At 73.0% G+C, this 24,791-nt stretch carries 15 protein-coding genes; 11 read left to right on the top strand and 4 right to left on the bottom strand.

Annotated features, from left to right (window positions below; all coding sequences use genetic code 11):
• Nucleotides 1-146 precede the first annotated feature (146 nt).
• Entirely contained in the window at nucleotides 147-2,789 is a 2,643-nt protein-coding gene (locus AC4H2S_RS11735) for an FtsK/SpoIIIE family DNA translocase (protein WP_491497160.1), read from the top strand.
• A complete protein-coding gene (locus AC4H2S_RS11730) occupies nucleotides 2,789-4,498 on the top strand; it encodes a helix-turn-helix domain-containing protein (RefSeq protein WP_491497159.1) in 1,710 nt (569 codons plus the stop codon). Before AC4H2S_RS11735 ends, AC4H2S_RS11730 begins: the two co-directional genes overlap by 1 nt.
• 6 nt (nucleotides 4,499-4,504) lie before the next feature.
• On the opposite strand, the gene AC4H2S_RS11725 is transcribed toward AC4H2S_RS11730, so the two are convergent.
• Nucleotides 4,505-4,756: a hypothetical protein gene (locus AC4H2S_RS11725; protein ID WP_491497158.1), complete on the bottom strand. Its 252-nt coding sequence runs from the start codon at nucleotides 4,754-4,756 to the stop codon at nucleotides 4,505-4,507.
• A 143-nt stretch (nucleotides 4,757-4,899) separates the two neighbouring features.
• Here AC4H2S_RS11725 and AC4H2S_RS11720 point away from each other — a divergent pair, with 143 nt between their 5' ends.
• The 7 genes from AC4H2S_RS11720 (at nucleotide 4,900) to AC4H2S_RS11690 (ending at nucleotide 16,548) form a co-directional block, all read left to right on the top strand.
• Nucleotides 4,900-5,814 carry a putative selenate ABC transporter substrate-binding protein gene (locus AC4H2S_RS11720; RefSeq protein WP_491497157.1) on the top strand — a complete coding sequence of 305 codons (915 nt, stop codon included), beginning with the start codon at nucleotides 4,900-4,902 and terminating at the stop codon, nucleotides 5,812-5,814.
• Nucleotides 5,814-6,566 (top strand): phosphonate ABC transporter ATP-binding protein, encoded by a 753-nt coding sequence (locus AC4H2S_RS11715; protein WP_491497156.1) that lies wholly within the window; start codon nucleotides 5,814-5,816, stop codon nucleotides 6,564-6,566. The genes AC4H2S_RS11720 and AC4H2S_RS11715 overlap by 1 nt, the downstream gene beginning before the upstream one ends.
• Nucleotides 6,563-8,239: a PhnE/PtxC family ABC transporter permease gene (locus tag AC4H2S_RS11710; protein ID WP_491497155.1), complete on the top strand. Its 1,677-nt coding sequence runs from the start codon at nucleotides 6,563-6,565 to the stop codon at nucleotides 8,237-8,239. Before AC4H2S_RS11715 ends, AC4H2S_RS11710 begins: the two co-directional genes overlap by 4 nt.
• A gap of 144 nt (nucleotides 8,240-8,383) precedes the next feature.
• Nucleotides 8,384-9,835, top strand: coding sequence for a 30S ribosomal protein S12 methylthiotransferase RimO (gene rimO / locus AC4H2S_RS11705; protein WP_491497373.1), 1,452 nt, complete (start codon nucleotides 8,384-8,386; stop codon nucleotides 9,833-9,835).
• The gene (gene pgsA, locus AC4H2S_RS11700) at nucleotides 9,832-10,455 is read left to right on the top strand and encodes a CDP-diacylglycerol--glycerol-3-phosphate 3-phosphatidyltransferase (protein ID WP_491497154.1); all 624 of its coding nucleotides are present in this window, start codon (nucleotides 9,832-9,834) and stop codon (nucleotides 10,453-10,455) included. Before rimO ends, pgsA begins: the two co-directional genes overlap by 4 nt.
• 142 nt (nucleotides 10,456-10,597) lie before the next feature.
• Nucleotides 10,598-14,065: an ExeM/NucH family extracellular endonuclease gene (locus AC4H2S_RS11695; protein ID WP_491497153.1), complete on the top strand. Its 3,468-nt coding sequence runs from the start codon at nucleotides 10,598-10,600 to the stop codon at nucleotides 14,063-14,065.
• Nucleotides 14,066-14,214: 149 nt separating this feature from the next.
• The gene (locus tag AC4H2S_RS11690) at nucleotides 14,215-16,548 is read left to right on the top strand and encodes a bifunctional metallophosphatase/5'-nucleotidase (RefSeq protein ID WP_491497152.1); all 2,334 of its coding nucleotides are present in this window, start codon (nucleotides 14,215-14,217) and stop codon (nucleotides 16,546-16,548) included.
• A gap of 35 nt (nucleotides 16,549-16,583) precedes the next feature.
• On the opposite strand, the gene AC4H2S_RS11685 is transcribed toward AC4H2S_RS11690, so the two are convergent.
• On the bottom strand, nucleotides 16,584-18,350 hold the full coding sequence (locus AC4H2S_RS11685) for a glycoside hydrolase family 15 protein (protein ID WP_491497151.1): 1,767 nt from the start codon (nucleotides 18,348-18,350) through the stop codon (nucleotides 16,584-16,586).
• An 18-nt stretch (nucleotides 18,351-18,368) separates the two neighbouring features.
• Between AC4H2S_RS11685 and AC4H2S_RS11680 the strand changes: the two genes are divergently transcribed.
• Both AC4H2S_RS11680 and AC4H2S_RS11675 read left to right on the top strand, forming a co-directional pair.
• Nucleotides 18,369-18,881: a CinA family protein gene (locus AC4H2S_RS11680; protein WP_491497150.1), complete on the top strand. Its 513-nt coding sequence runs from the start codon at nucleotides 18,369-18,371 to the stop codon at nucleotides 18,879-18,881.
• A gap of 104 nt (nucleotides 18,882-18,985) precedes the next feature.
• Complete coding sequence (locus tag AC4H2S_RS11675) at nucleotides 18,986-19,282, top strand: helix-turn-helix domain-containing protein (RefSeq protein WP_491497149.1); 297 nt, start codon at nucleotides 18,986-18,988, stop codon at nucleotides 19,280-19,282.
• A 7-nt stretch (nucleotides 19,283-19,289) separates the two neighbouring features.
• On the opposite strand, the gene AC4H2S_RS11670 is transcribed toward AC4H2S_RS11675, so the two are convergent.
• Both AC4H2S_RS11670 and AC4H2S_RS11665 read right to left on the bottom strand, forming a co-directional pair.
• A complete protein-coding gene (locus AC4H2S_RS11670) occupies nucleotides 19,290-20,081 on the bottom strand; it encodes a DNA-formamidopyrimidine glycosylase family protein (RefSeq protein WP_491497148.1) in 792 nt (263 codons plus the stop codon).
• On the bottom strand, nucleotides 20,074-24,648 hold the full coding sequence (locus AC4H2S_RS11665) for an ATP-dependent helicase (RefSeq protein WP_491497147.1): 4,575 nt from the start codon (nucleotides 24,646-24,648) through the stop codon (nucleotides 20,074-20,076). The genes AC4H2S_RS11670 and AC4H2S_RS11665 overlap by 8 nt, the downstream gene beginning before the upstream one ends.
• Nucleotides 24,649-24,791 lie beyond the last annotated feature (143 nt).

Raw genomic sequence — 24,791 nt, 5'->3', positions numbered from 1 at the left:
CTGTCCGGTCGGTCAGGAAGACCCCTTGGTGCGCATTTCCGGCCCCTGAGCCGGGGCCGCGCGTCCTCCGCTCCGCCCGACCCGGGCCCACGACACGCACCCGTGTGGTCCCTGTGACTGGTGTGACGTGGCCGTAGGGTCGGACCATGGCGACCCGTACGTCTTCCCCGCCGGGGTCGCGGAGCTCGAGCACGTCTGGATCCAAGCGCACCACCAAGGGTTCGAGCACCCGATCACGGAGTACCAGCAAGCGCCCCGCCCCTCGCGCGTCCGCAGCGAAGGGGCGGAGCCGCTCCAGCGCGTCCGCACGCCGCTCAGGATCGCGGCCCGCGCCCCGCGCCGTGCGCAACGGGCAGGGCCCCGTCGCGGCGGCGTTCGGGGCACTGGCCCGGGCGGTCGCGGCCGTGTGGCTCGGCATCGCGCACGCGGTCGGTGCGGTCGCCCGCTCCATCGGGCAGTCGGCCCGTGATCTCGACCCCGAGCACCGCCGTGACGGGGTCGGGCTCTTCCTCTTCGGCCTGGCGATGGTGGTCGCGGCGGCCGTGTGGTGGCAGCTGCCCGGCGGCGTGATGGACGTGGCCCGTTCCATGACCGCCGGCGCCGTCGGCAAGGTGGGCTGGTTCGTGCCGCTCTTCCTCGTCTACGCCGGCTGGCGCACCTTGCGCGACCCCGAGCGCAACGGTCCCGCGGGCCGCCAGGTGATCGGCTGGGCGGCGTTCGCCCTCGGCCTGCTCGGCATCGTCCACATCGCCAACGGCAACCCGCAGCCGGTCCTCGGCGACGCGACCAACCTCCAGGAGGCCGGGGGAGCGATCGGCTACGTCACCTCGAGCCTGCTCCTGGACCTCATGCAGACCACGTACGTCGTGGTGCCCCTGCTGACGCTGCTGGCGGTGTTCGGCGTCCTCATCATCACCGCGACCCCCGTCTACCAGGTCCCGGCCAGGCTCGCCGCGCTGCGCGACAAGGCCCTGGGCCGCACCCCGGCCGCAGAGCCGGGCTCGGAGGAGCCGACCAAGCCGGTGCGCGCGCGCCGCCGCTCCGTGCTCGACGACGAGGTCGACCCCGAGATGGGCGACCCCGCCTACGACAGCCCGGTGCTCGCCGACCGCGAGCTCTCCAAGCGTCGGCGCAAGAAGGACGTCGAGCCGGTGGAGGACTACGGCATCGACCTGTTCGCCGACCCCGATCTCTCCGCCGACGCGCCCACCGAGGTCACCCCGGCCGTCGCGGGCGCCGGCCGGGACGACACCGGCGCCCTCGAGCCGCCGCCCCACACGCCCCTCCCGGCGCGCGTGGAGCAGCTCGCGCTCTCGGGCGACATCACCTACTCGCTTCCCGACAACTCCGCGCTCAAGCCGGGCTCGCCGCACAAGGCGCGCTCCAAGGCCAGCGACGCGGTCGTCGAGCGGCTGATGCAGGTGATGGACGAGTTCGGCATCGACGCCACCGTCACCGGCTACACCCGTGGCCCGACGGTCACCCGCTACGAGGTCGAGCTCGGCCCCGCGGTCAAGGTGGAGAAGGTCACCGCGCTCTCGAAGAACATCGCCTACGCCGTGGCGTCGGCCGACGTGCGCATCCTCAGCCCGATCCCCGGCAAGTCGGCCATCGGCATCGAGATCCCGAACGTCGACAAGGAGATCGTGTCGCTGGGCGACGTGCTGCGCTCCGGCACGGCCCGCGCCGACCACCACCCGATGGTCGCCGGCCTCGGCAAGGACGTCGAGGGCGGCTTCGTGGTCGCCAACATGGCGAAGATGCCGCACCTGCTGGTCGCCGGAGCCACCGGCTCCGGAAAGTCGTCGTTCATCAACTCGCTGATCACCTCGATCCTCATGCGGGCCACGCCCGACGAGGTGCGGATGATCATGGTCGACCCCAAGCGGGTCGAGCTCAACGCCTACGAGGGCGTGCCGCACCTGATCACGCCGATCATCACCAACCCCAAGAAGGCCGCCGAGGCGCTGGCGTGGGTCGTGCGCGAGATGGACATGCGCTACGACGACCTGGCCAACTTCGGGTTCCGGCACATCGACGACTTCAACAAGGCCGTGCGGGCCGGCAAGGTCGAGGTCCCCGCGGGCAGCGAGCGCACGCTCACGCCCTATCCCTACCTGCTGGTGATCGTCGACGAGCTCGCCGACCTGATGATGGTGTCGCCGCGCGACGTCGAGGACTCGGTCGTGCGGATCACCCAGCTGGCCCGCGCCGCGGGCATCCACCTCGTGCTCGCGACGCAGCGCCCGTCGGTCGACGTGGTGACCGGGTTGATCAAGGCCAACGTCCCCTCGCGGCTCGCGTTCGCGACGAGCTCGCTGGGCGACAGCCGGGTCATCCTCGACCAGCCGGGTGCCGAGAAGCTCGTCGGCCAGGGTGACGGACTCTTCCTGCCGATGGGGGCGTCCAAGCCGGTGCGCGTCCAGGGCTCGTGGGTCACCGAGGCGGAGATCCACCAGGTCGTCAAGCACTGCAAGGACCAGCTCGAGCCGACCTACGTCGAGGACGTGACGGCGCCGAAGGAGTCCAAGCGCGAGCTCGACGACGACATCGGCGACGACATGGAGCTCGTGGTACAGGCCATCGAGCTGGTCGTCTCCACGCAGTTCGGCTCCACCTCGATGCTGCAGCGCAAGCTGCGTGTCGGCTTCGCCAAGGCGGGCCGGCTGATGGACATCCTGGAGAGCCGTGGGGTGGTCGGGCCGAGCGAGGGCTCGAAGGCGCGTGACGTCCTGGTCAAGCCGGACGAGATCGATTCCGTGATCGCCACGTTGGAGGGGGGAGCCTGATGGGCGCCGCAGCAGTGCACGAGGACGACATCCATGCCACGACCGGTGAGCACGAGGGGCTCACGGTCGCCCCGGACGCGGTGGAGGTACGCCGCAGCGCGGCCGTCGCCGCGGGCGTCGGGCTGACCGCCTCCGCGGTCGCCATCGCCTACCTGGCCCGCGCCACCCAGAGCGGCTCGGCGCTCGACTGGGCGTTCGTCGTCGCGATGGGCCTGCTGGGCGCCTACTGGCTCGCCGGCCTCGTCGACGCTCGTACACCGCTGCTCGTCGCCGACACCCAGGGCATCCGTATCCGCCTGGGCCGCACCTGGCGCGGCCTGCCCTGGTCGGCGGTGCACCACGTCGAGCACACGCCGCGCCGCGGCCCGCTCCGCGACGGCCGCCTCGTCGTGGTGCCCCACAACCCCGAGCTGGTCGAGGCCGAGCTGACCGGCGCCGGACGGCGCCACACCAGCCTGTCGCGACTGCTCCACGGCGCGCCCTTCGCCGTGCCGCTCGGGCTCTCGACCCGCGTGACGGGCACCGACGGCGACCTCGCCGAGGCGCTCGGCCGGGTCGCCCGCGACAGCAGCCAGATCGTCGTCCTCGAGCCCGAGGCGCGCGAGCGCCCGGAGCACGCAGAGTCCGCGGACCATACGGAGCCCACCGAGCCGTCGGGGTCGGCGGACGCCGCCGACGAGGTCGTCCAGGGCGAGGTCGTCGAGGGCGAGGTCGTCGACCACGCCGAGCCCGTCGAGCACGTCGCGTCGCCCGTCGTGGCGAGCCCCACCCCGGTGGCGCTGCGCGAGACCGGGTCCGCCCGGCGCTCGGAGATCCGGCGCGACGTCGTCGAGGCCCCGGACGACGAGCTCGAGGGGCGCGAGCTGCGCCGCCCGGGACGGGTGAGCCTCGTCGAGGAGACCCAGTCGTGGGGCGACCGCGTCCGGGCCATCGCCCGGCCCGGCGAGCCGGTCGAGCCGCTGGTGCTCGACGACTTCGAGGTGGAGCCCGCCGAGGACCCGGTCATCGGGCCGGAGGTCGCCGCGGCACGCACCCGGCTCGGGCTCACGGTCGACCAGCTCGCCGAGCGCACCCGGATCCGCCCCCACGTCATCGAGGCCGTCGAGGTCGACGACTTCGAGCCCTGCGGCGGCGACTTCTACGCCCGTGGCCACCTGCGCACCCTCGCCCGCGTGCTGGGCATCGACGTCGCGCCCCTGCTGGCGTCCTACGACGAGCGCTACGCCCACGCGCCCATCAACCCGCGCCGGGTGTTCGAGGCCGAGCTCGCCACGGGCGCGCACGGCTCGATCCGCGGCACCCGCGGCGGCCCCAACTGGTCGGTGCTGGTCGCGGTGGTGATGGCCCTCGTGCTGGCCTGGTCGATCGCCCGCCTGGTCATGGACACCCCGCCGGAGCTGCGCAGCTCGACGCCGGTGCTCAACGGCTCGGGCGGCCCGCAGGGCGGCGGCAACGCGCCCGCGGCCGAGCCTGTCGCCGTCGTGGTCACCGCCGCGGCGGGCGGCGCGCGCGTCGTCGTCCGCGACGGCGCGGGGGAGCAGGTCTTCAAGGGCAACCTCGCGGTCGGCGAGAGCCGCGAGCTCAAGGCCTCGCCGCCCGTGCGGGTCGACTCGACCGACGGCGCCGTCACCGTGTCGCTCGCTGGCGGCGACCCCCGCCCGGTGGGCGAGCCGGGTGTCGCCGGCCAGGGCACGTTCGTCGCCGACTGACCCTCGTCAGGGGGCCGGGTCGACGGAGCCGTCGTGCTTGCCGAGGCGCACCTCGTGCCCTGCGCGGATCGCCTCGGCGAGCTCTTCGAGGCTCGCGTCGGTGGTGTCGATGCCTCGCCCCCGCAGCTGCGCGCGCAGCGTCGTCGCCACGTCGACGTCCGGTGACCGGGCGTACGTGACCGCGGTGGCGTCCACCGCCTCCTGCGCGACGTCCTCGACGGGCGCCCCGAGGTCTCCTCTGATCGTGGTGAAGTCCATGCCCGCGCAGTACCCCCGGGCGCCCGGTTGATCCGGCTGGGACGACGCCGTGCGGGCCGGGACGGGCCGGAGACCCCGACGATGACCTAGGGTCGACGACATCTCGGTGACGCCGTCGGCGTACGGCGGAAAGGCAGGCTGTCGTGTCGTTCCGGACTCGTGGTGCCGCGCTCGTCCTCGTGCTCCTCACCCTCGCGGCCTGCGGGGACGACGCCGCCGAGGGGGAGTCGGCAGCGGCCTCGCAGACGCTCAGCATCAGTGCCATCCCCGACCAGGATCCCGGCGAGCTCACCTCGCGCGAGGAGGGCCTGGCCGACTACCTCGCGGACCAGCTCGGCGTCGAGGTGGCGTTCGTCCCGGTCACCGACTACGCCGCGTCGGTGAGCCTGTTCCGCACCGGGGACCTCGACATGGTGTTCTACGGCGGGCTGACCGGGGTCCAGGCGCGGCTCCAGACGCCGGGTGCCGTCCTGCTCGCGCAGCGCGACATCGACGCGAGGTTCCGCAGCGTCTTCATCGCCAACGCCGAGACGGGCATCGAGCCGATCGCCGACGACTCCGGCCTGCAGGCACTGGCGGGCACGCGATTCACCTTCGGCAGCGAGTCGTCCACCTCGGGCCGGCTGATGCCGGAGTACTTCCTGGCCCAAGCGGGCGTCGACAGCGCCGCGGACTTCGACGGCGAGCCGGGGTTCTCCGGCTCCCACGACACGACGATCGACCTGGTGGAGTCCGGCTCGTACGAGACCGGCGTGCTCAACCTGCAGGTCTGGCAGGCCCGCAAGGACGCCGGCACCGTGGACCTCGACCGGGTCGTCGAGGTCTACACGACCCCGACCTACCACGACTACCACTGGCTGGCCGGTCCCGAGCTCGACGACCGCCTCGGCGACGGCTTCACCGACCGGCTCGGGGAGGCGCTGCTGGCCCTCGACGGCTCCACCCCCGAGGAGCAGTCGGTGCTGGAGGCGTACGGCGCGGGAGCGGTCGTGCCGACCGAGGCGAGCAACTACGACCAGATCGAGGAGATCGCCCGAGACCTGGGACTGCTCTCCTGATGACCGGTCTCGCCGTCGCGCTCCGCGGCGTCACCGTCGCCTACGGACCCCAGGTCGCGCTCGCGGACCTCGACCTGTCGGTCCGCGCAGGTGAGCGGGTGGCGCTGGTGGGACCCAGCGGAGCCGGCAAGTCGACCGTGCTCGGGCTCTGCGCCGGCACGATCGCGCCCGACGCGGGCGTGGTCGAGGTCCTCGGGGAGCCCCTGGGTCGCCTCGGCCCCGGCCAGCTGGTCGCCGTACGCCGCCGGATCGGGTCGATCCACCAGCGCCTCCACCTGGTCGGTCGGCTCCGGGTGGTGCACAACGTCAACGCCGGGCGGCTCGGCCGGTGGTCCACCTGGGAGGCGCTCAGCTCGCTGGCACGGCCGCGTGAGGTCGGCGCCGCCCGCGAGGCGCTGGCGCGCACCGGGATCGAGGACAAGCTCCTCGCCCGCACCGACACCCTCTCCGGCGGCGAGCAGCAGCGCGTCGCCCTCGCCCGCATCCTGGTGCAGGACCCCGAGCTGGTGCTCGCGGACGAGCCGGTGTCGAGCCTCGACCCGGCCCGGGCCGACGAGGTGATGCGGCTGCTGTGCGAGACCGTCGCGACGCCGGCGCGGACGCTGCTGGTCAGCCTGCATGACTTCGACCTGGCCGTGCGCCGCTGCGACCGGGTGGTCGGGCTGCGCGCGGGACGGGTGCTGTTCGACCTGCCCGCGTCCGAGGTCGGCGCCCGCCACCGCGAGCAGCTCTACTCGATCGACCGGGCATGAGCGAGCTCGGCTCGATCGCCTCGCTGGAGGCCTCGGGCCCGGCGCCCGTGCCGCCGCCGGGCGGTGGCACGCGGCCCGCAGTCGTCCGCCGTCGGGGCGGGCGGCGTCCCCGGTGGCGCCTCCCCGGCCGCGCCTGGGCGCTGGTCTGGCTCGTCGCCCTGGTCTGGTCGCTGGTGGGGGTGTCGGGCGGCAGGGCGGGTGTCGTGAACGTGGGCGGCCTGCGGTCGCTGGGCGAGTTCTGGGCCTACGCCCTCCGACCCGACACCTCCGCGGCGTTCCTCCGCGACACCGCCGATGCCGCCCTGACCACGCTGGCGTTCGGGGTGCTGGGCACGGTGCTGTCGCTGGTCCTCGGGCTCCTGTTCGCGCCGGTGATGAGCGAGACCGTGTGGGGGACGACCTCGGCGACGTCGCGCACGGCGCTGCGGCGCTGCGGGCTGGTGCTCGCGCGGCTCACGGCGAGCCTGCCCCGCGGGGTGCACGAGGCGGTGTGGGGGCTGCTCCTGGTGGCGGTGCTCGGACGCGACCCTCTCGTCGGCGTGCTGGCGATCGCGATCCCGTTCGGGGCGATCACCGCGAAGGTGTTCTCCGAGCTGCTGGACGAGTGCGACCACGAGACCTACGACCTGCTCCGGGCGACCGGTGCCGGGCGCGCGCAGGCGTTCCTCTACGGCCTCGCTCCGAGCCTGCTGCCGGCGGTGACGTCGTACGCCTTCTACCGCTTCGAGTGCTCCATCCGCTCCGCGGTCATCCTCGGGATGGTCGGGGCGGGCGGCCTGGGGCTGCAGCTCAGCCTCAGCTTCCAGGGCGCCCAGCACGCGCAGACCTGGACCTCGCTCTACGCGCTGATCCTGCTCGGGGCGCTCATCGACCGGTGGGGCGCGTGGCTGCGGCGCGGCCGCTCACCCCGGCGGTGGCAGCTCTCGGGAGCTGCCGGGCTCGTGCTGGTCGCCGGCTCGGTGTGGCACCTGGCGCCCGACCTCTCCCGCTGGTTCTCCGCCAGGACCGTCGAGCTGCTGGGCCGGCTCCTCGACGACCTGCTGCCACCGCGCCTGCCGGCCGGCGGGTGGTCGGTCCTGGTGGACCGGACGGTCGAGACGCTGCAGATGTCGGTCGTCGCGATCAGCCTGGCCGCCACCCTCGGCGTCGCGGTGGCGCTGGTGGCGGCGCGCGGCGCGGGCTCGCCCGCACGTGCGGTGTCCGGCTGGGCGGCCCGACAGCTGCTGCTGGTGACCCGCGCTGTGCCCCCGCCCGTGTGGGCGCTGCTGGTGCTGTTCGTGGTCTTCCCCGGCCCGCTGCCCGGGGCGCTGGCGCTGGGGATCTACACCTTCGGCGTCCTCGGCCGGCTGTTCGCCGAGGTGATCGAGGACCTCGACCGGCAGCCGGGCGACGCGCTCACGGCGCTCGGCGCGTCGCCGCTCGCGGCGTTCGCCTACGCGTCGGTGCCCGCCGCCGCCGGCCAGCTGATCGCCTACGCGCTCTACCGGTGGGAGGTCACCGCCCGGGAGACGGTCGTGGTCGGCGTCGTCGGGGCCGGCGGGCTGGGACGGCTGCTCGAGCAGCAGCGCGCCGCGTTCGACTACCAGGCGATGACCACCACGGTGCTGGCCCTGGTCGTGGTGTGCGCGGTCGTCGACCTGGTCAGCCTGTTCGTGCGGGCGAGCCTGCGATGACCCCTGCCGATCGCGTTCGTCGGTGCGTACGCGTGGCGGCCCTCACGCCTCGGCGGTTCGGGTACGCGCGCCGGACCCGTCATACTCACGGGTGCGATGACCACCACTGAACCCGAGATCCCGACCGACACCCACCCGGCGCCGCTGCAGGTCGCCGTCGTCACGCTGGGCTGCGCCCGCAACGAGGTCGACTCCGAGGAGCTCGCCGGACGGCTCGAGGCGGGCGGGTTCGTGCTCGTCGACGACGCCGAGGAGGCCGACACCGTCGTGGTCAACACGTGCGGCTTCGTCGAGGCCGCCAAGAAGGACTCGGTCGACACGCTGCTCGAGGCGGCCGACCTCAAGGCGTCTGCGGGCAACGGCGGCCGGGCGCAGGCCGTGGTGGCCGTCGGCTGCCTGGCCGAGAGATACGGCAAGGACCTCGCCGAGTCGCTGCCCGAGGCCGACGCGGTGCTCGGCTTCGACGACTATCCCGACATCGCCGCGCGGCTGCGGGCGATCGTGGCGGGGGAGACCCACCACCCGCACACCCCGTCCGACCGCCGGCGCCTGCTCCCGATCTCGCCGGTCGACCGCGACGCCTCGACCGTCTCGATCCCGGGCCACGACGTCCTCGCCGACGCGAGCGAGATCGGTGCGGGCGCACCTGCGACCGGACCCCGCGCCGTACGCCGCCGCCTCGACGCCGGCCCGATGGCGCCCCTCAAGCTCGCCAGCGGCTGTGACCGCCGGTGCTCCTTCTGCGCGATCCCCAGCTTCCGCGGCTCCTTCGTGAGCCGGCGCCCCAGCGACGTGCTGCAGGAGGGCCAGTGGCTGGCCACCCAGGGCGTCAAGGAGCTGTTCCTGGTCAGCGAGAACTCCACCTCCTACGGCAAGGACCTCGGCGACCTCCGGCTGCTGGAGACCCTGCTGCCCGAGCTCAGTGCCATCGACGGCATCGAGCGGGTGCGGGTGTCCTACCTGCAGCCCGCCGAGACCCGGCCGGGCCTCATCGAGGCGATCGCCTCCACCCCCGGCGTGGTGCCCTACTTCGACCTGTCGTTCCAGCACGCCAGCGCCGCGGTGCTGCGGCGGATGCGGCGCTTCGGCGACCCCGAGAGCTTCCGCGACCTCCTCGAGCGGATCCGCTCGCTCGCCCCGGAGGCGGGCGTGCGCTCCAACGTCATCGTGGGCTTCCCGGGGGAGACCGAGGACGACCTGCAGGTCCTGTGCGACTTCCTCGAGGCCGCGCGCATGGACGTCACCGGCGTCTTCGGCTACTCCGACGAGGACGGCACGGAGGCCGCGGGCTTCGCCGACGACCTCAAGCTCGACGAGGACGAGATCCGCGCCCGCACCGAGCACGTCACCACGCTCGTGGAGGAGCTCAACGCCCAGCGGGCGGAGGAGCGCGTCGGCCAGCGGGTCGTGGTCCTCGTCGAGTCCGTCGAGGACGGCGTGGTCGAGGGACGCGCCGCGCACCAGGGCCCCGAGGTCGACGGCACGACCCTGCTGAGCGGTGCGGGCGCCGCCCGGGTCGGCGACCTGGTGGGCGCCACCGTCACCGGCACCGACGGCGTCGACCTCATCGCCCGAGCGGACGGGGCCGGGGCATGACGACCCAGCACCAGCAGGCCTCCAACTTCAACATCGCCAACGTGCTCACGACACTGCGCATCGTGATGGTGCCCTTCTTCGGGTGGGCGCTGCTGCACGACGGCGGCAACGACCCGCTCTGGCGCTGGGTCGCCTTCGGCCTGTTCGCCGTCGCCATGATCACCGACAAGATCGACGGCGACCTCGCGCGCAAGCACAACCTCATCACCGACTTCGGCAAGATCGCCGACCCCATCGCCGACAAGGCGATCACCGGCATGGCCCTCATCGGGCTGTCGGTCGTGGGCGACGTCTGGTGGTGGGTGACGATCCTGGTGCTGCTGCGCGAGTGGAGCGTGACGCTGCTGCGCCTGTCGGTCCTCAAGGACGTCGTCATCCCCGCCGCGCAGAGCGGCAAGATCAAGACGGTGCTGCAGGCCTTCGCCCTGTCCGGCCTGATCTGGCCGCTGCCGCACGGTGACGCGCACGGCGGGGCCTTCGACTTCTGGCCCGGCCCGCTCGGCGAGGTGCTCTTCTACCTCGCCCAGGCGATGCTGGCCGCCGCGGTCGTCATGACGATGTGGTCGGGGTACGAGTTCTTCCGTGACGTGAGGCGTCAGAGGGCCTCGCGGGGCGCCTGAGCGGCCGACCACAAGAGGCCACAACTGCGCGAGTGAAGATTTGGCAACACTCGCGCGAAAAGGTCCCTCTGGGGGAGGGGATTCCGGGGCTCTGTGGGTGAAGATGCGTCGGTCAGCATCCACCCCAACACCCGGAGCACACATGCGCACACCCGCGCTCTCCTCGTCGCGTCGCATCGCGGCAGGAGCCGGTCTCGCCATCCTGACGGCGAGCCTCGCCCCCCTGTCAGCGGCCCCGGCCCACGCCGCGAGCACTGGTCTGATCATCAACGAGGTCTACGGCGGCGGAGGCTCGACCTCCGCGTCGGCGGCCTACAAGGTCGACTTCGTCGAGCTCTACAACCCGACGGCTTCCGCGAAGTCCCTGAGCGGGATGAGCCTGCAGTACCGCAGCGGCACCTTCACGACCGGTACACCGAGCGTGCTCACACTCCCCGACGAGACCGTTCCCCCGAACAGCACCTACCTCGTCCAGACCTCCTCACGAACCGGCTGCACAGGTGGTGCCGTGTGCGGCGGCGCCGAGCTGCCCGCGCCTGACTTCGAGGCGACCTCGAACTTCCTGAGCATGGCTGCCGGCAGCGGCCAGGTGATCCTGGCCGAGGCTGCGACCGCCATCACGGCGACCGGCACGACCATGCACACGGTCGCCGGCGTCGTCGACTTCGTCGGATACGGGACGGCGACCTCGTCGGAGACCGACAACACCGGCACAGCGCTGACGAACACGACATCGGCCTCGCGTGCGACGGCGACCGACGGCGACAACAACCGGACAGACTTCGCCGCCCCGGCGACGCCCAGCCCGACGGCCGCGAGCGACGGCGAGCCCGCAGCGCTCGAGGCCACCCCGCCCGGCGACAAGTCGGGTCAGGTCACCGTGCCGATCACCCCGTTCACCCTGGCCGCGAGCGGAGGGACGTCGCCCTACACCTGGACCGCGACCGGCCTCCCCGGTGGCGTCACCGTCGCCAGCAACGGCGCCGTGTCCGGCACGCCCACCGAGTCGGGCACCTTCACCGTCACCGCGACGGCGACGGACTCGGCCACGCCGACCGCTGCGACCGACGACATGACCTTCACCTTCACCATCGCTCCGGCGCCGTCGCTCATCCCGATCTCCGACGTGCAGGGCACCGGAGCGGTCTCACCGCTGGTGGGCCAGCAGGTCAAGACGCGCGGCATCGTCACCGCGACCTACCCCAGCGGCGGCTTCTTCGGGTTCTACATCCAGACCCCCGGCACCGGCGCCGCCGACATCGACCTCGCGACCCACACCGCGTCTGACGCCGTGTTCGTGCGCCAGACCAGCGGGACCGTCACGACGACGCCCGGCAGCTACGTCGAGGTCACCGGCAAGGTCACCGAGTACGCCGGCGCCACCCAGGTCGAGGTCGTGCCGTCCGGCATCACGGTGCTCTCCGAGACGCCGGCCGACATCGTCACCACGACCACGGCGACCTGGCCGCGCACCGCGGCCCAGAAGGAGTCGCTGGAGGGCATGCGCTACCGCCCGACCGGTGACTTCACCGTCAGCAACACCTTCTCGACCAACAACTTCGGCGAGGTGGGCCTCGCCCAGGGCACGAAGCCGCTGATCCAGCGCACCGAGGTCGAGCTGCCCGGACCGGCCGGAGCCAGCGCGACCGAGGCGGACAACCTGGCCCGAGCGGTCATCCTGGACGACGGTGCGTCGACCAACTTCCTGCTGACCGGCAACGCCGCGGAGTGCAGCCCGCGACCGACCGGCTGCCTGGTCAACGGCGACCTCACCCCGCCCTACATCTCCACGACCGACCCCGTTCGGGTGGGCGCGAAGGCGACGTTCACCGCCGACGTGATCTTCACCGAGGGCGGCTCGCCGAGCGCGCCGACCTACCGGTTCCAGCCGTTGACGACGGTCGTCGGCCCAGGCAACGCGGGGTCCCCGGCGACGTTCGAGGACACCCGGACGGTCGCTCCGGACGAGAGTCTCATCAACGAGGTCGGTCAGGCGGACATCAAGGTCGCCTCGTTCAACGTGCTCAACTACTTCACCACCCTCGGTGACGCCGACGACGACAACACCGGCGACGGCGGATGCTCGCCCTTCCGTGACCGCGCCAGCGACGGCAACACCGTCAACGGCGGCTGCGACCAGCGAGGTGCCTGGGACCCCCAGGACTTCGAGCGGCAGCAGTCCAAGATCGTCGCCGCGATCAACGCGCTCGACGCGGACGTGGTCGGCCTCCTCGAGATCGAGAACTCCGCGACGCTGGGGGAGACGCCCGACGAGGCGACCAACAGCCTGGTGACGGCGCTCAACGACGACGCGGGCGCCGGTACCTGGGCGGCCAACCCCTCCTCGGCCGCGCTCCCGGCCGACGGCATGGACGTGATCACCAACGCGATCATCTACAAGCCCTCGAGCGTCGACCGCGTGGGCGAGTCCCGTGCACTCGGCACCCTGAGCGACGCCGGCCAGGCGTTCGACAACGCGCGCGAGCCGTTGGGTCAGGTCTTCAGGGCGGACGCGGGCGGTGACCCGTTCCTGTTCGTCATCAACCACTTCAAGTCCAAGGGGTCCGCCGGCCCCAATCCGGGCGATGTCGACAGTGGCGACGGGCAGGGCGCGTCCAACGGCTCCCGGGTGCTCCAGGCGACCGCGCTCCGCGACTGGGTCGCCGGGCTGCAGACCGAGACGGGCGTCGAGTCCGTCGTCCTCGGCGGTGACTTCAACTCCTACGCCATGGAGGACCCGCTGCGGGTCCTCTACGACGCCGGGTTCACCAACGTGGAGCAGCACTTCGCCAACGGCGAGTTCTCCTACTCGTTCTCCGGGCTCTCGGGATCGCTCGACCACATCCTGGTGAACGACGCCGCGTTGGCGCGCTCGACCGGTACCGACATCTGGAACATCAACGCCGGTGAGTCGCTGGCGCTGGAGTACAGCCGTTGGAACTACCACGGCACGGACTTCCACGCGGACGGCCCGTACCGTTCCTCCGACCATGACCCGGTGCTCCTGGGGCTCCGCAAGCAGGCGCCCGCCGCGCCCGCGCCCGTCGTTGTCGACACGTCCGTCAAGGGCACGGCGGCCCGCATCACCTACGGCAGCGTCGGCACGCTGGGCGTCGTGGTCTCGCCGACCACGGCGACCGGCAAGGTCACCGTGTCCAAGGACGGCTCCGTGCTGGGGGCGACCACGCTCACGGCAGGGGCGGGCTCGCTGTCGCTGCCCGCTCGATCTCTTCCGGTCGGCACCCACCAGCTGACGCTCAGCTACGCCGGCGACGCCGGCCACAAGGCGTCGACGGCGACAGTGGCAGTCCGCGTCACCAAGGCCCGGGCCCGTCTCCGGACGACGGTCAAGCCCGCGAGGATCGTGGCGGGCAAGACCCGTGCGCGCATCGTCGTGAAGGTCCGGGGCGACGGCTACGCGCCCACGGGTCAGGTGCGGGTGCGGGTCGCGGGCAAGACCTATCGGGCGCGCCTGGACGATGGTCGCGCCGTGATCCGGCTCAAGTCGTTCGCCAAGCCCAAGGTCCACCGGGCCTCGGTGCGATACCGCGGGGACGACAGCACCCGCGCCGACTCGACCACGGTGAGGCTCAAGGTGATGCGACGCTGACCGATCCCCACCCCGGCCAGCGGGTGTCCCGGCCTCCCCCGAGGTGGCCGGGACACCTCGGTCCCGCACAGACTCCCGCGCGCTGATCGACCCGTCGTCAGGGCTAGGGTGACCCGATTCACAACCCACCGAACGAAAGGCCACACCTCGTGCCAGCATCACGAACAGGTCGCAGATTCGCCCTTGCGACGTCACTGACGGGGCTGCTCGCAGCACCGCTTGCCGTCATCGCCACCGCCGCGCCGGCCAGCGCCGCGCCGGTCGACGTCCAGATCCTCGCCACCAACGACTTCCACGGCCGGCTGCTCGCCAACGGCGCCGAGGCAGGGGCCGCCCAGTTCGCCGGCGCCGTCGCCCAGCTCGAGGCCGACCACACGGGCCCGACCATCTTCGCCGCCGGCGGAGACCTCATCGGAGCCTCCACCTTCGACTCCTTCATCCAGAAGGACAAGCCCACCCTCGACGCGCTCAACGCCGCCGGCCTGGACGTCTCCGCGGCCGGCAACCACGAGTTCGACGGTGGCTACGCCGACCTCGCCAACCGCGTGATGGCGCCCTTCGACGCCACCGCCAACCCCTACGGCGGGGCGCTGTGGCAGTACATCGCCGCCAACGTCCGCAAGAAGTCCGACAGCTCCTACGCGCTGCCCGACATCACCGCGCGCACGCCCGACCCGGCCGACGGCTCGGACGGCGGCACCTGGACCACGACCGTCAACGGGGTGAAGGTCGGCTTCATCGGTGGCGTCACCGAGGAGCTGTCCTCCCTGGTGAGCCCCACCGGCATCGCCGACCTCAAGGTCAGCAGCATCATCGCCGAGACCAACGCCGCGGCCGACGCGCTCAAGGCGGGCGGCGCCGACCTCGTCATCCTGCTCGTCCACGAGGGCGCCCCGACGACCCGCCTGGCCGATGCCCAGAGCAACGACAACGCATTCGGCCGGATCGTCAACGGGGTCAACGACGACGTCAGCGCGATCATCTCCGGTCACACGCACCTGGCCTACAACCACACGATCAACGGCCGTCCGGTCGTCTCGGCCGGCCAGTACGGCACCAACCTCAACAAGCTGGTCTTCAGCGTCGACCCCGACACTGACGCGGTCAGCGTCGTGAGCCAGGACGTCGTCGCGGCCAGCACGCTCGCGCTCACCGCGCAGGCCGCGATCGACCTGAAGGCCGAGGTCAAGGAGACCATCGTCGACGAGGCCGTCGCCCGTGGCAACGTCCTGGGCGCCGCCGAGCTCGGCTCCGTCGCAGGGTCGTTCGACCGGGCACGCCTGGCGAGCGGCACCGAGAACCGGGGCGGCGAGTCCACCCTCAGCAACCTGGTCGCCGAGGTCCAGCGCTGGGCCACGTCCACGCCCGAGGCGGGCGCGGCTCAGATCGCGTTCATGAACCCGGGCGGCCTGCGCGACGACATGCGCGGCCAGGCCGGCGGCTACCCCGCCAAGCTGACCTACAAGCAGGCGGCCAACGTCCAGTCGTTCGCCAACACGCTGGTCAACATGAAGATGACGGGCGCGCAGATCAAGACGCTCCTCGAGCAGCAGTGGCAGACCAACCCGGGCGGCCCGGTCCCGACGCGACCGTTCCTGCGCCTGGGCGTGTCGAAGGGCTTCTTCGCCACCTACGACCCCACCCGCGCCGAGGGTGACCGCGTCACCGGCATGTGGCTCGACGGCAAGCTCATCGAGCCCGCCACGCAGTACTCGGTGACGGCCAACTCGTTCCTCGCGGGCGGTGGCGACAACTTCCGTGCCTTCAACCAGGCCACGGGCAAGCGCGACACCGGCAAGGTCGACCTGCAGGCGATGGTCGACTACATGGCGCAGTTCGCCGCCAAGGCCCCGCTGGCCGTCAACACCAACCAGCAGCACGTCAACGTCATCTGGCCGGCAGGCGCCCCGCGCTTCTACCGGCTCGGCCAGACGGTGGACCTCGCGCTGTCGTCGCTCGCGATGACCGGCCCCACCGACCCCAAGGACGCCAAGCTCAACGTCAAGGTGGGCGACAAGACGCTCGACCCGCAGGCCGTGGACAACACCCTCGGCTCGGCCGTCTACGACGACTACGGCACCAGCGCGGTGTCGGTGAAGCTCAAGGGCAAGGTCCGGACCGGCAAGCAGGTGATCACCTTCACCGGCCCGACCACCGGCACGTCGTTCTCGCTGCCGATCGACGTCCGCAAGGCCAAGGGCGCGCTCAAGGTCCGCACCAAGCCCGGACGCGTCGTCCGTGGCGAGACCCGCACCCGGCTCAAGATCAAGGCCTCCGCGCTCGGCATCTCCGGCGTGAGCGGCAAGGTCGTGGTCAAGGCCGGCGGCAAGAAGTACACGGTCAAGCTCAAGAAGGGCAAGGCGTTCGTCCGCCTCGACCGGTTCGCCAAGGCCGGCACGAAGCGGATCGTCGTGAAGTACGCCGGGAGCCGCAAGGTCCGCGGCGCCCGGGAGGTCATCAAGGTCAAGGTCCGTCGCGGCTGACGGCTGACACTCCTTGCTCGCGGCCCTCGTCCTGCTCAGCGCAGGGCGAGGGCCGCTTGCACGAGGGCCAGGTGGCTGAAGGCCTGGGGGAAGTTGCCCGCCATCCGGTGGTGAGCGATGTCGTACTCCTCCGAGAGGAGGCCCACGTCGTTGGCCAGCGCGCAGAGGCGATCCATCAGCGCGTGCGCCTCGTCGCGGCGCCCGGCGGCCGCAAGCGCGGAGACCAGCCAGAACGAGCAGGCCAGGAACGGGTTCTCGTCGCCGGGGATCCCGTCGACCCCCGTCTCGGTGCGGTAGCGCAGGAGGAGGCCGTCGACCGACAGGTCGGCGCGCACCGCGGCGATCGTGCCCAGCACCCGCGGGTCGTCACCGGGCAGGAAGCCGACGAGCGGGATCGTGAGCAGCGACGCGTCCACCTCGGTGGTGTCGTAGTGCTGGGTGAAGGTGCCGCGCTGGTGGTCGAAGCCCTTGTCGAGCACCTCCTCGCGCACCCGGTTGCGCAGCTCGCGCCACCGCTCCAGCGGGCCGTCGAGGCCGTGCCGCTCGATCGCCCGCACGCCGCGGTCGAAGGCGACCCACACCATGACGCGCGAGTGCGTGAAGTGCCGCTGGGGACCGCGGATCTCCCACAGGCCGTTGTCGGGCTCGTCCCAGTGCTCGGCGAGCTCGTCGACGAGGGCGCGCTGGAGCGCCCACGAGTTGGGCGTCTCGTGCAGGCCCGCCTCGCGGGCCAGCTCGAGCGCGATCATCACCTCGCCCAGCACGTCGTTCTGGCGCTGCGACACGGCGCCGTTGCCGATGCGCACGGGCCTGCTGTCGGCATACCCCGGCAGGTGCGGCACCTCGCGCTCGGGCAGCTGGCGGCCGCCGTCGACGGCATACATGATCTGCAGGTCGGCCGGGTCGCCGGCCACTGCCCGCAGCAGCCAGTCACGCCACTGGAGCGCCTCGTCGGGGTATCCGGCCCCGAGCAGCGACTCCAGGGTGAGGGCCGCGTCGCGCAACCAGCAGAAGCGGTAGTCCCAGTTGCGCTCGCCGCCGAAGTGCTCGGGGAGCGAGGTGGTCGGGGCGGCGACGATCCCGCCCGTCTCGTCGTGCGTCATGAGCAGCAGCGTGAGCAGGCTGCGCTGCACCAGGTCGGCGTGCGCGACGTCGCCGGGCGCGTGGTCGGACCAGGCACGCTGGTCGGCGATCGTGGCGGCGATGCGCCGATCAAAGTCCAGGGGCTCGGGCACGTCGTTCCACGAGTGCACCCAGGTGGTGGAGAACGTCACCTCGTCGCCGGCCGAGAGGTCGAACTCGTCGCTGTGGTGGCCGTCGTGGCCCCGGGGCAGGTGGGGCCCCCGGAGGACGAGCTTGTCGGGACCCGCGACCGCCACCACCAGCTCGTTGCCGTGCGCGCTCTCGCGGCTCACCCACGGCCGCACCTGGCCGTAGTCGGTGCGCACCACCCAGTCGTGGCGGATCCGCACCGTGCCCCGGGTGCACGTCAGGCGGCGCACGACGTCCGCGCGGCCGTCGCGGTCCGGCATCACGTCGAGCAGCACCACCTCGCCGCCCGCGGTGGTGAACGTCGTCTCGAGCACCGCGGTGCCGTCCACGTAGCGCCTGCTGGTGGCGACGACCTCGTCGGCCGGCGCCAGCAGCCAGCGGCCGTTCTCCTCGGTGCCCAGCAGGGCCGCGAAGCACGCGGGGGAGTCGAAGCGCGGCAGGCAGAGCCAGTCGATGGACCCGTCCTTGCCCACCAGTGCGGCCGTGCCCCGGTCGCCGATGAGTGCGTAGTCCTCGATGGGAAGTGCCATGCGGCTAGTCTCGCCGACATGTGGTCAGGGGATCGGGCAGGCGACGTCGCCGCGCGCGTCCTGGCCTCCCTGGCGCGTCGCGAGGAGACACTCGCGACGGCCGAGTCGCTGACCGGCGGGCTGCTGGCGGCACGGCTGACCGACGTGCCGGGCGCGTCGCGCAGCTTCGTCGGGGGCGTGGTGTCGTACGCGACGAGGGTGAAGGTCTCGACGCTCGGCGTCCCCGCCTCGGTGGTCGAGGAGCACGGCGTGGTGTCCGAGGAGTGCGCGCTCGCGATGGCGAGCGGCGTCCGCGACCGGCTCGCGGCCACCTGGGGCCTGGGCACGACGGGCGTCGCCGGGCCCGACGAGCAGGAGGGCCGCCCGGTCGGGACCGTGTGGGTGGCGGTGGCCGGTCCGGCCGGGTCGACGGCGCGCCTGCTGGACCTCGACGGCGACCGCTCGGCGATCCGGCAGGCCACGTGCGCCGCGGTCCTCGCGCTCCTCGACGACCAGCTGGCCGACCGGCCGGGCGAGCGGCCGGGCGGCTGATCGACGCCGAAGTGCGGGTAACCGGCCGGGAAGAAGGAGCCCTCGGGTAGCGTTGGACCAGAGACTTCCCTCACCCACGCAACTCCGAGAGCAAGGACTCACGCATGGTGCTCTTCCGACGACTGCTCGGCGACGTGCTGCGGCGTGCGCGGATGCAGCGCGGGATGACCCTGCGGGAGCTGTCGGCCGAGGCTCGCGTCAGCCTGGGCTACATCTCCGAGATCGAGCGGGGCCAGAAGGAGGCGTCGTCCGAGCTCCTGGCCTCGCTGTGCCAGGCGATGGACCTGCCGCTGTCCGAGGTGCTGCGCGAGGTCGCCGACGCGGTCTCGATCGAGGAGGCGGCCCTGGGCATGGTCGTCAGCGCGCGCCCGACCGGCGACGTGGTGGCCTCCGCCGCCTGACCCCGTCTCACCGCGCGGGCTGGCAGCTCGGGCACCAGTAGGCAGCGCGTTCGCGCCCCGGCTCGCCGAGCATCGTGACCGCGATCGGCGTGCGGCAGCGACGACACGGCGACCGGTCGCGCCGGTAGACCCACATCCGCTCCCGCTCGCGGAGGTCGCCGGTCGTGGTCTGGATCGCCCGCTCCTTGTTGACCTCGAGCATCTGCCTGCCGCGACGCACGAGCCGGGGGAGCTGGTCGACCGTCGACACGGCGTCGGCGGGGTTGACGCCCATCGTGAAGCAGAGCTCGGCCATGTACATGTTGCCGATGCCCGCGAGGTTGCGCTGGTCGAGCAGCGCCTCGCCGATCGGGCGGGCCGGCTGGGAGCGCAGGTTGGCCACCGCACGGTCGGCGTCCCAGTCGGGCCCGAGCAGGTCGGGGCCGAGGTGCGCCACGAGCCCGGCCTCCTGCTCACGGGGCACCAGCTCGACGACGCCGAGCTGGAAGCCGACGGCCGTGCGGCCCTCGATGCCCAGCACGAGGCGGACCTGGGTGTCGGGGCGGCGCCACCGCTCGCCGTGGGGGTAGACGTGCCACGAGCCCTCCATCTTGAGGTGCGTGTGGATCGTCCAGGCGCGCTCGTGGTCGACGCGGGTGAGCAGGTGCTTGCCGCGCGACAGGGTGCGGATGACGGTGCCCTCGCGGAGGTCGACGGTGGCGAGGGCCGGGACGCGGAAGTCGGTGAGCGTGAGCCGGTGGCCCGTGAGGGCGCGGTCGAGCTTGGCCGCCGCCCGGTAGACGGTGTCGCCCTCAGGCACGCAGCCTCAACCCCTTCGGTGTCGCCACGAACCCAGCCGCCGTCAGCGCGAGCCGGATCGGGGTCTCGCCGCCGCTGCCGATGAGCGCCTGCCCGTCGGCCTTCTCGACGGTGAGCCGGCCGAGCGCGCCGCGCCGGGCGGCGTCGGCGAGCGCGGCCATCGCCGGGGTGAGCACGTCGACGTCCTCGCTCCAGGTGAGCAGCGTGCGGCCGCCCCGCTCGACGTAGACGGTCAGCTCGCCGTCGACCAGCACGACCAGCGCGCCCGCCTTGCGGCCCGGCCGGTGCCCGGGTCGCTCGGGGTCGCCCGCGTCGGGCCACGGCAGGGCGGCGCCGTAGACGTTGGCGGGGTCGGTGGCCGCGAGCGCGACGACGGTCGGCTTGGTGCCGGGCCGGGCGCTGTCGGGCTCGGCGAAGGTGCGCAGCCGGTCGATCGCGCCGGCGCTGCCGAACTGCGCCGCTCCCAGGCCCTCGATGAAGTAGCCCCGACGGCAGCGGCCGGTGTCCTCGAAGGCGCTCAGCACCTTGTAGACGCCGGCGAAGCCGCCGGCCACGCGCTCGCTGACGACGGCGCCACGGGTCACCACGCCGTGCCGCTCGAGGAGGTGCTCGGCGCGGGCGTGCGCACGCCGGGTCGGGTCGTCGTCGCGCTCCGGGAGCAGCGCCCAGCGGCCGGCCGTCTCGGGCGGGCCGGTGCGCACGGGCATCCGGCCCCGGGTCGTGCGCCCCATCCGCGGCGGCGTGCGCCTGGTGCGGTGGGAGGGCGTGCCGCTGCGGACCAGGGCACGCAGCGGTGCGAGCGTGTCGTTGGTGACCAGGCCCTTCCACACCAGCTCCCACAGGGCGGTGCTGAGCTCGGCGTCGGTCGTGGAGCCCACCCGGTCGGCCAGCTGGCGGAAGAACCACGCCCCTCCCGGGTCGAGCGCGTCGAGGACCGCCCGCTGGAGGCCGTCGGGCTCGTCGCCCTCGACCTCGGGCAGCGTCAGGTGCGCCTGGTCGGCGAGGTGCAGGCTGACCCAGCCGTCGCTGCCCGGCAGCGGCGCGTGGCCGGTCCAGATGACCTCTCCGGAGGCGGTGAGCTCGTCGAGCATCGACGGCTCGTAGTCGCGGACGCGGGCCGCGAGCACCAGAGGCTCGAGGGCGCTGGCGGGCACCGGACAGCCGGCCAGCTGGTCGATGGCGGCGACGACCCCGTCGACGCCGCGCAGCGAGCCGCCCACCCGCTGCCACGCGGGCAGGAAGCGGGCGACCGCGTCGTGGCCGACCGGCTCGATCTCCTGGCGCAGGCGGGCGAGCGAGCGGCGGCGCAGCTTGCGCAGCACCTCGGCGTCGCACCACTCGGTGCCCGACCCCGAGGGCCGGAACTCGCCGTCGAGCACCCGACCGCGGTGCGCGAGCCGTTGGAGGGTCTGGCGCGCGACCGCCTCGCCGAGGCCGAGCCGGGTCGCCACCTCGGCGGTGGTGAACGGGCCGTGGCTGCGGGCGTAGCGCGAGACCAGGTCGCCGAGCGGGTCGTCGGGCAGCTGGAGGAACGCGTCGGGGGTGCCGACGGGGACGGGCACGCCGAGGCCGTCGCGCAGCCGGCCGATGTCCTCGATCGCGGTCCACCGGTCCTCGCCGGCCATCCGGACCAGCGCCACCCGGCGGTCGAGGGAGGCCAGCCACCCCTCGACGTCGGCGCCCTCGACCGACCTCGCGCGGATCTCCGCCACCGACAGCGGCCCGACCAGGCGCAGCAGGTCGGCGACGGCCTCGGCGTCGCGGGCGCGACGGTCGGGGGCGAGCCATTGCAGCTCGGACTCGACCTCGGTCAGCACCTCGGGGTCGAGCAGCTCGCGCAGCTCGGCCCGGCCGAGCAGCTCGGCCAGCAGGCCCTGGTCGAGCGCCAGCGCGGCGGCGCGGCGCTCGGCGATGGGGGAGTCGCCCTCGTAGACGAACTGCGCGACGTAGCCGAACAGCAGGCTGCGCGCGAACGGGCTGGGCTGGGTGGTCGCGACGTCGAGGACGGTGACCTCGCGGCGCTGCACGCGACCCAGCAGGGTGACCAGTGCGGGCAGGTCGTAGACGTCCTGGAGACACTCGCGCACGGCCTCGAGCACGATGGGGAAGGCGGGGTAGCGGCTCGCGACCTCGAGGAGCTGGGCGCTGCGCTGGCGCTGCTGCCACAGGGGGCTGCGCCGCCCCGGGTCGCGGCGGGGGAGCAGCAGGGCGCGCGCGGCGCACTCGCGGAAGCGGCTGGCGAACAGCGCCGACCCGCCGACCTCCTGGGTGACGAGCTGCTCGATCTCCTCGGGCTCGAAGACGATGACCTCGCCGGTGGGTGGCTCGGCGTCGGTGTCGGGGATGCGGATGACGATGCCGTCGTCGGAGGCGACCGCCTGCCCGTCGATGTCGAAGCGCTCGCGCAGGCGTGCGTTGATCGCCAGCGCCCACGGGGCGTGGACCGGGGTGCCGTAGGGGGAGTGGACGACCAGGCGCCAGTCGCCGAGCTCGTCGCGGAACCGCTCGACCACGATCTGGGCGTCGTTGGGCACGACCTGCGTGGCCTCGCGCTGCTCGCCGAGGTAGGTGACGAGGTTGGTGGCGGCGTTGATGTCGAGTCCGCGCTCGCGGACGCGCTCGATCGCCTTCGCGGCCGGCGTGGCGGCCAGCTCGCGGGTGAACGCGCCGACGGCCGCGCCGAGCTCGGCGGGCCGGCCGAGGGCGTCGCCCTTCCAGAACGGCAGGCGGCCCGGGATGCCCGGCGCCGGCGTCACGAGCACGCGGTCGTGGGTGATGTCCTCGATGCGCCAGCTCGTGGCGCCGAGGGCGAAGACGTCGCCCACGCGCGACTCGTAGACCATCTCCTCGTCGAGCTCGCCGACGCGACTGGCCTTCTCGCCGACCAGGAAGACGCCGAACAGCCCGCGGTCGGGGATGGTGCCGCCGCTGGTGACGGCGAGCCGCTGGGCACCCGGGCGTCCGCTGAGCTGGCCGGTCACCCGGTCCCACACGATGCGCGGGCGCAGCTCGGCGAACTCGTCGCTGGGATAGCGCCCGCTCAGCAGGTCGAGGGTGGCGTCGAAGGCCGAGCGGGGGAGCTGGGTGTAGGAGGCGGAGCGGGTGAGGAGGGCAAAGAGCTCGTCGACGTGCCACTCCTCCATCGCGAGCGCGGCGACGACCTGCTGGGCGAGCACGTCGAGGGGGTTGGTCGGCACCGCCATCTTCTCGATGGCGCCCGAGCGCATCCGCTCGACGGACACGGCCGTCTGCGCGAGGTCGCCGCGGTGCTTGGGGAACAGCACGCCCCGGCTGACCTCGCCGACCTGGTGGCCGGCGCGGCCGACGCGCTGGAGCGCGCTGGCGACGCTCGGTGGGGACTCGATCTGGATGACGAGGTCGACCGAGCCCATGTCGATGCCGAGCTCGAGGCTGCTGGTGGCGACCACGCAGGGCAGCCGCCCGCGCTTGAGGTCGTCCTCGATGACCGCGCGCTGCTCCTTGGAGACCGAGCCGTGGTGGGCCTTGGCGATGATCGTGCCGGCGCCGCTGCTCTGACCCGACTGGGCCATGACCTGGGCCGGCGGCCCGCCGGGTGCCGCCGAGCTCCGACCGGGGCCCTGCGCCCCGCCGTCCGCCTCGCCGGTCTCTGCGCCGTCCGTCTCGGCCCGCTCGGCCCGCGCGGTGGCGATCTCGTTGAGCCGGGCGGTGAGCCTCTCGGCGAGGCGGCGCGAGTTGGCGAAGACGATCGTGGAGCGGTGCTGCTCGACGAGGTCGACGACGTGCTCCTCGACGTGGGGCCAGATGCTGGTCGAGCGGCCCGGGTCGCCCGACTCCTCGTCGTACTCCTCGGGCATCGTCATGTCCTCGACCGGCACGACGACCCGCAGGTCCCACTCCTTGGTGCTCGGCGGGGCGACGATCTCGACCGGCTGGGTGCCGCCGAGGAACCGGGCCACCTCCTCGAGGGGGCGCACCGTCGCGCTGAGCCCGATGCGCTGGGCGGGCCGGTCGAGCAGGGCGTCGAGGCGCTCGAGGCTGATGCCGAGGTGGGCGCCGCGCTTGGTGCCGGCGACGGCGTGGACCTCGTCGATGATCACGGTGTCCACGCCGCGCAGCGTCTCGCGGGCCTGGCTGGTGAGCATCAGGAAGAGCGACTCGGGCGTGGTGATCAGGATGTCGGGTGGCGCGGTGCCGAGCTTGCGCCGCTCGGCCGGGCTGGTGTCGCCGGAGCGGAGGCCGACCGTGAGGTCGGGGACCGTGGTCTCGAGGCGCTCGGCGGTGTGGCGGATGCCGGTCAGGGGGGCGCGGAGGTTGCGCTCGACGTCGACGCCGAGCGCCTTCAGCGGGGAGATGTAGAGGACGCGGGTGCGCCGGGTCTTGTCGTCGGGTCGCTCCGAGCCGAGCAGCCGGTCGATGGCGTGGAGGAACGCGCTCAGCGTCTTGCCGCTGCCGGTGGGGGCGACGACGAGCGCGTTCTTGCCGGCGGCGATGGCGTCCCACGCGCCCTCCTGCGCCGGGGTGGGGCTCGCGAACGACGCCTCGAACCACGCGCGCGTGGGCGCGCTGAAGCGGTCGAGGGCGGTCATGGCTCCAGTCTCGCACCGGGGTACGACACCGCCCCCGCCCCGAGGGATGGCCGCGGCCGTCCGGCACCGACCCCACCCACCGACCCCACCGACAGACCCCACCAAATGGAGGATGTTCGCGCCGACAGCCGCCCGGGCGACGT

It is taken from the genome of Nocardioides sp. Z13_37 (assembly GCF_058355585.1).
Note: the sequence above shows the minus strand (reverse complement) of the source record. Positions and strands in the feature narration are given on the sequence as shown.

What these genes read in the sequence shown, in the direction of transcription:
- AC4H2S_RS11735 (WP_491497160.1), top strand. Translation starts at nt 147, where the DNA reads ATGGCGACCCGTACGTCTTCCCCGCCGGGGTCGCGGAGCTCGAGCACG.
- AC4H2S_RS11725 (WP_491497158.1), bottom strand. Translation starts at nt 4,756, where the DNA reads ATGGACTTCACCACGATCAGAGGAGACCTCGGGGCGCCCGTCGAGGAC.
- AC4H2S_RS11680 (WP_491497150.1), top strand. Translation starts at nt 18,369, where the DNA reads ATGTGGTCAGGGGATCGGGCAGGCGACGTCGCCGCGCGCGTCCTGGCC.
- AC4H2S_RS11675 (WP_491497149.1), top strand. Translation starts at nt 18,986, where the DNA reads ATGGTGCTCTTCCGACGACTGCTCGGCGACGTGCTGCGGCGTGCGCGG.
- AC4H2S_RS11665 (WP_491497147.1), bottom strand. Translation starts at nt 24,648, where the DNA reads ATGACCGCCCTCGACCGCTTCAGCGCGCCCACGCGCGCGTGGTTCGAG.
- AC4H2S_RS11710 (WP_491497155.1), top strand. Translation starts at nt 6,563, where the DNA reads ATGAGCGAGCTCGGCTCGATCGCCTCGCTGGAGGCCTCGGGCCCGGCG.
- AC4H2S_RS11730 (WP_491497159.1), top strand. Translation starts at nt 2,789, where the DNA reads ATGGGCGCCGCAGCAGTGCACGAGGACGACATCCATGCCACGACCGGT.
- AC4H2S_RS11685 (WP_491497151.1), bottom strand. Translation starts at nt 18,350, where the DNA reads ATGGCACTTCCCATCGAGGACTACGCACTCATCGGCGACCGGGGCACG.
- pgsA (WP_491497154.1), top strand. Translation starts at nt 9,832, where the DNA reads ATGACGACCCAGCACCAGCAGGCCTCCAACTTCAACATCGCCAACGTG.
- AC4H2S_RS11695 (WP_491497153.1), top strand. Translation starts at nt 10,598, where the DNA reads ATGCGCACACCCGCGCTCTCCTCGTCGCGTCGCATCGCGGCAGGAGCC.
- AC4H2S_RS11715 (WP_491497156.1), top strand. Translation starts at nt 5,814, where the DNA reads ATGACCGGTCTCGCCGTCGCGCTCCGCGGCGTCACCGTCGCCTACGGA.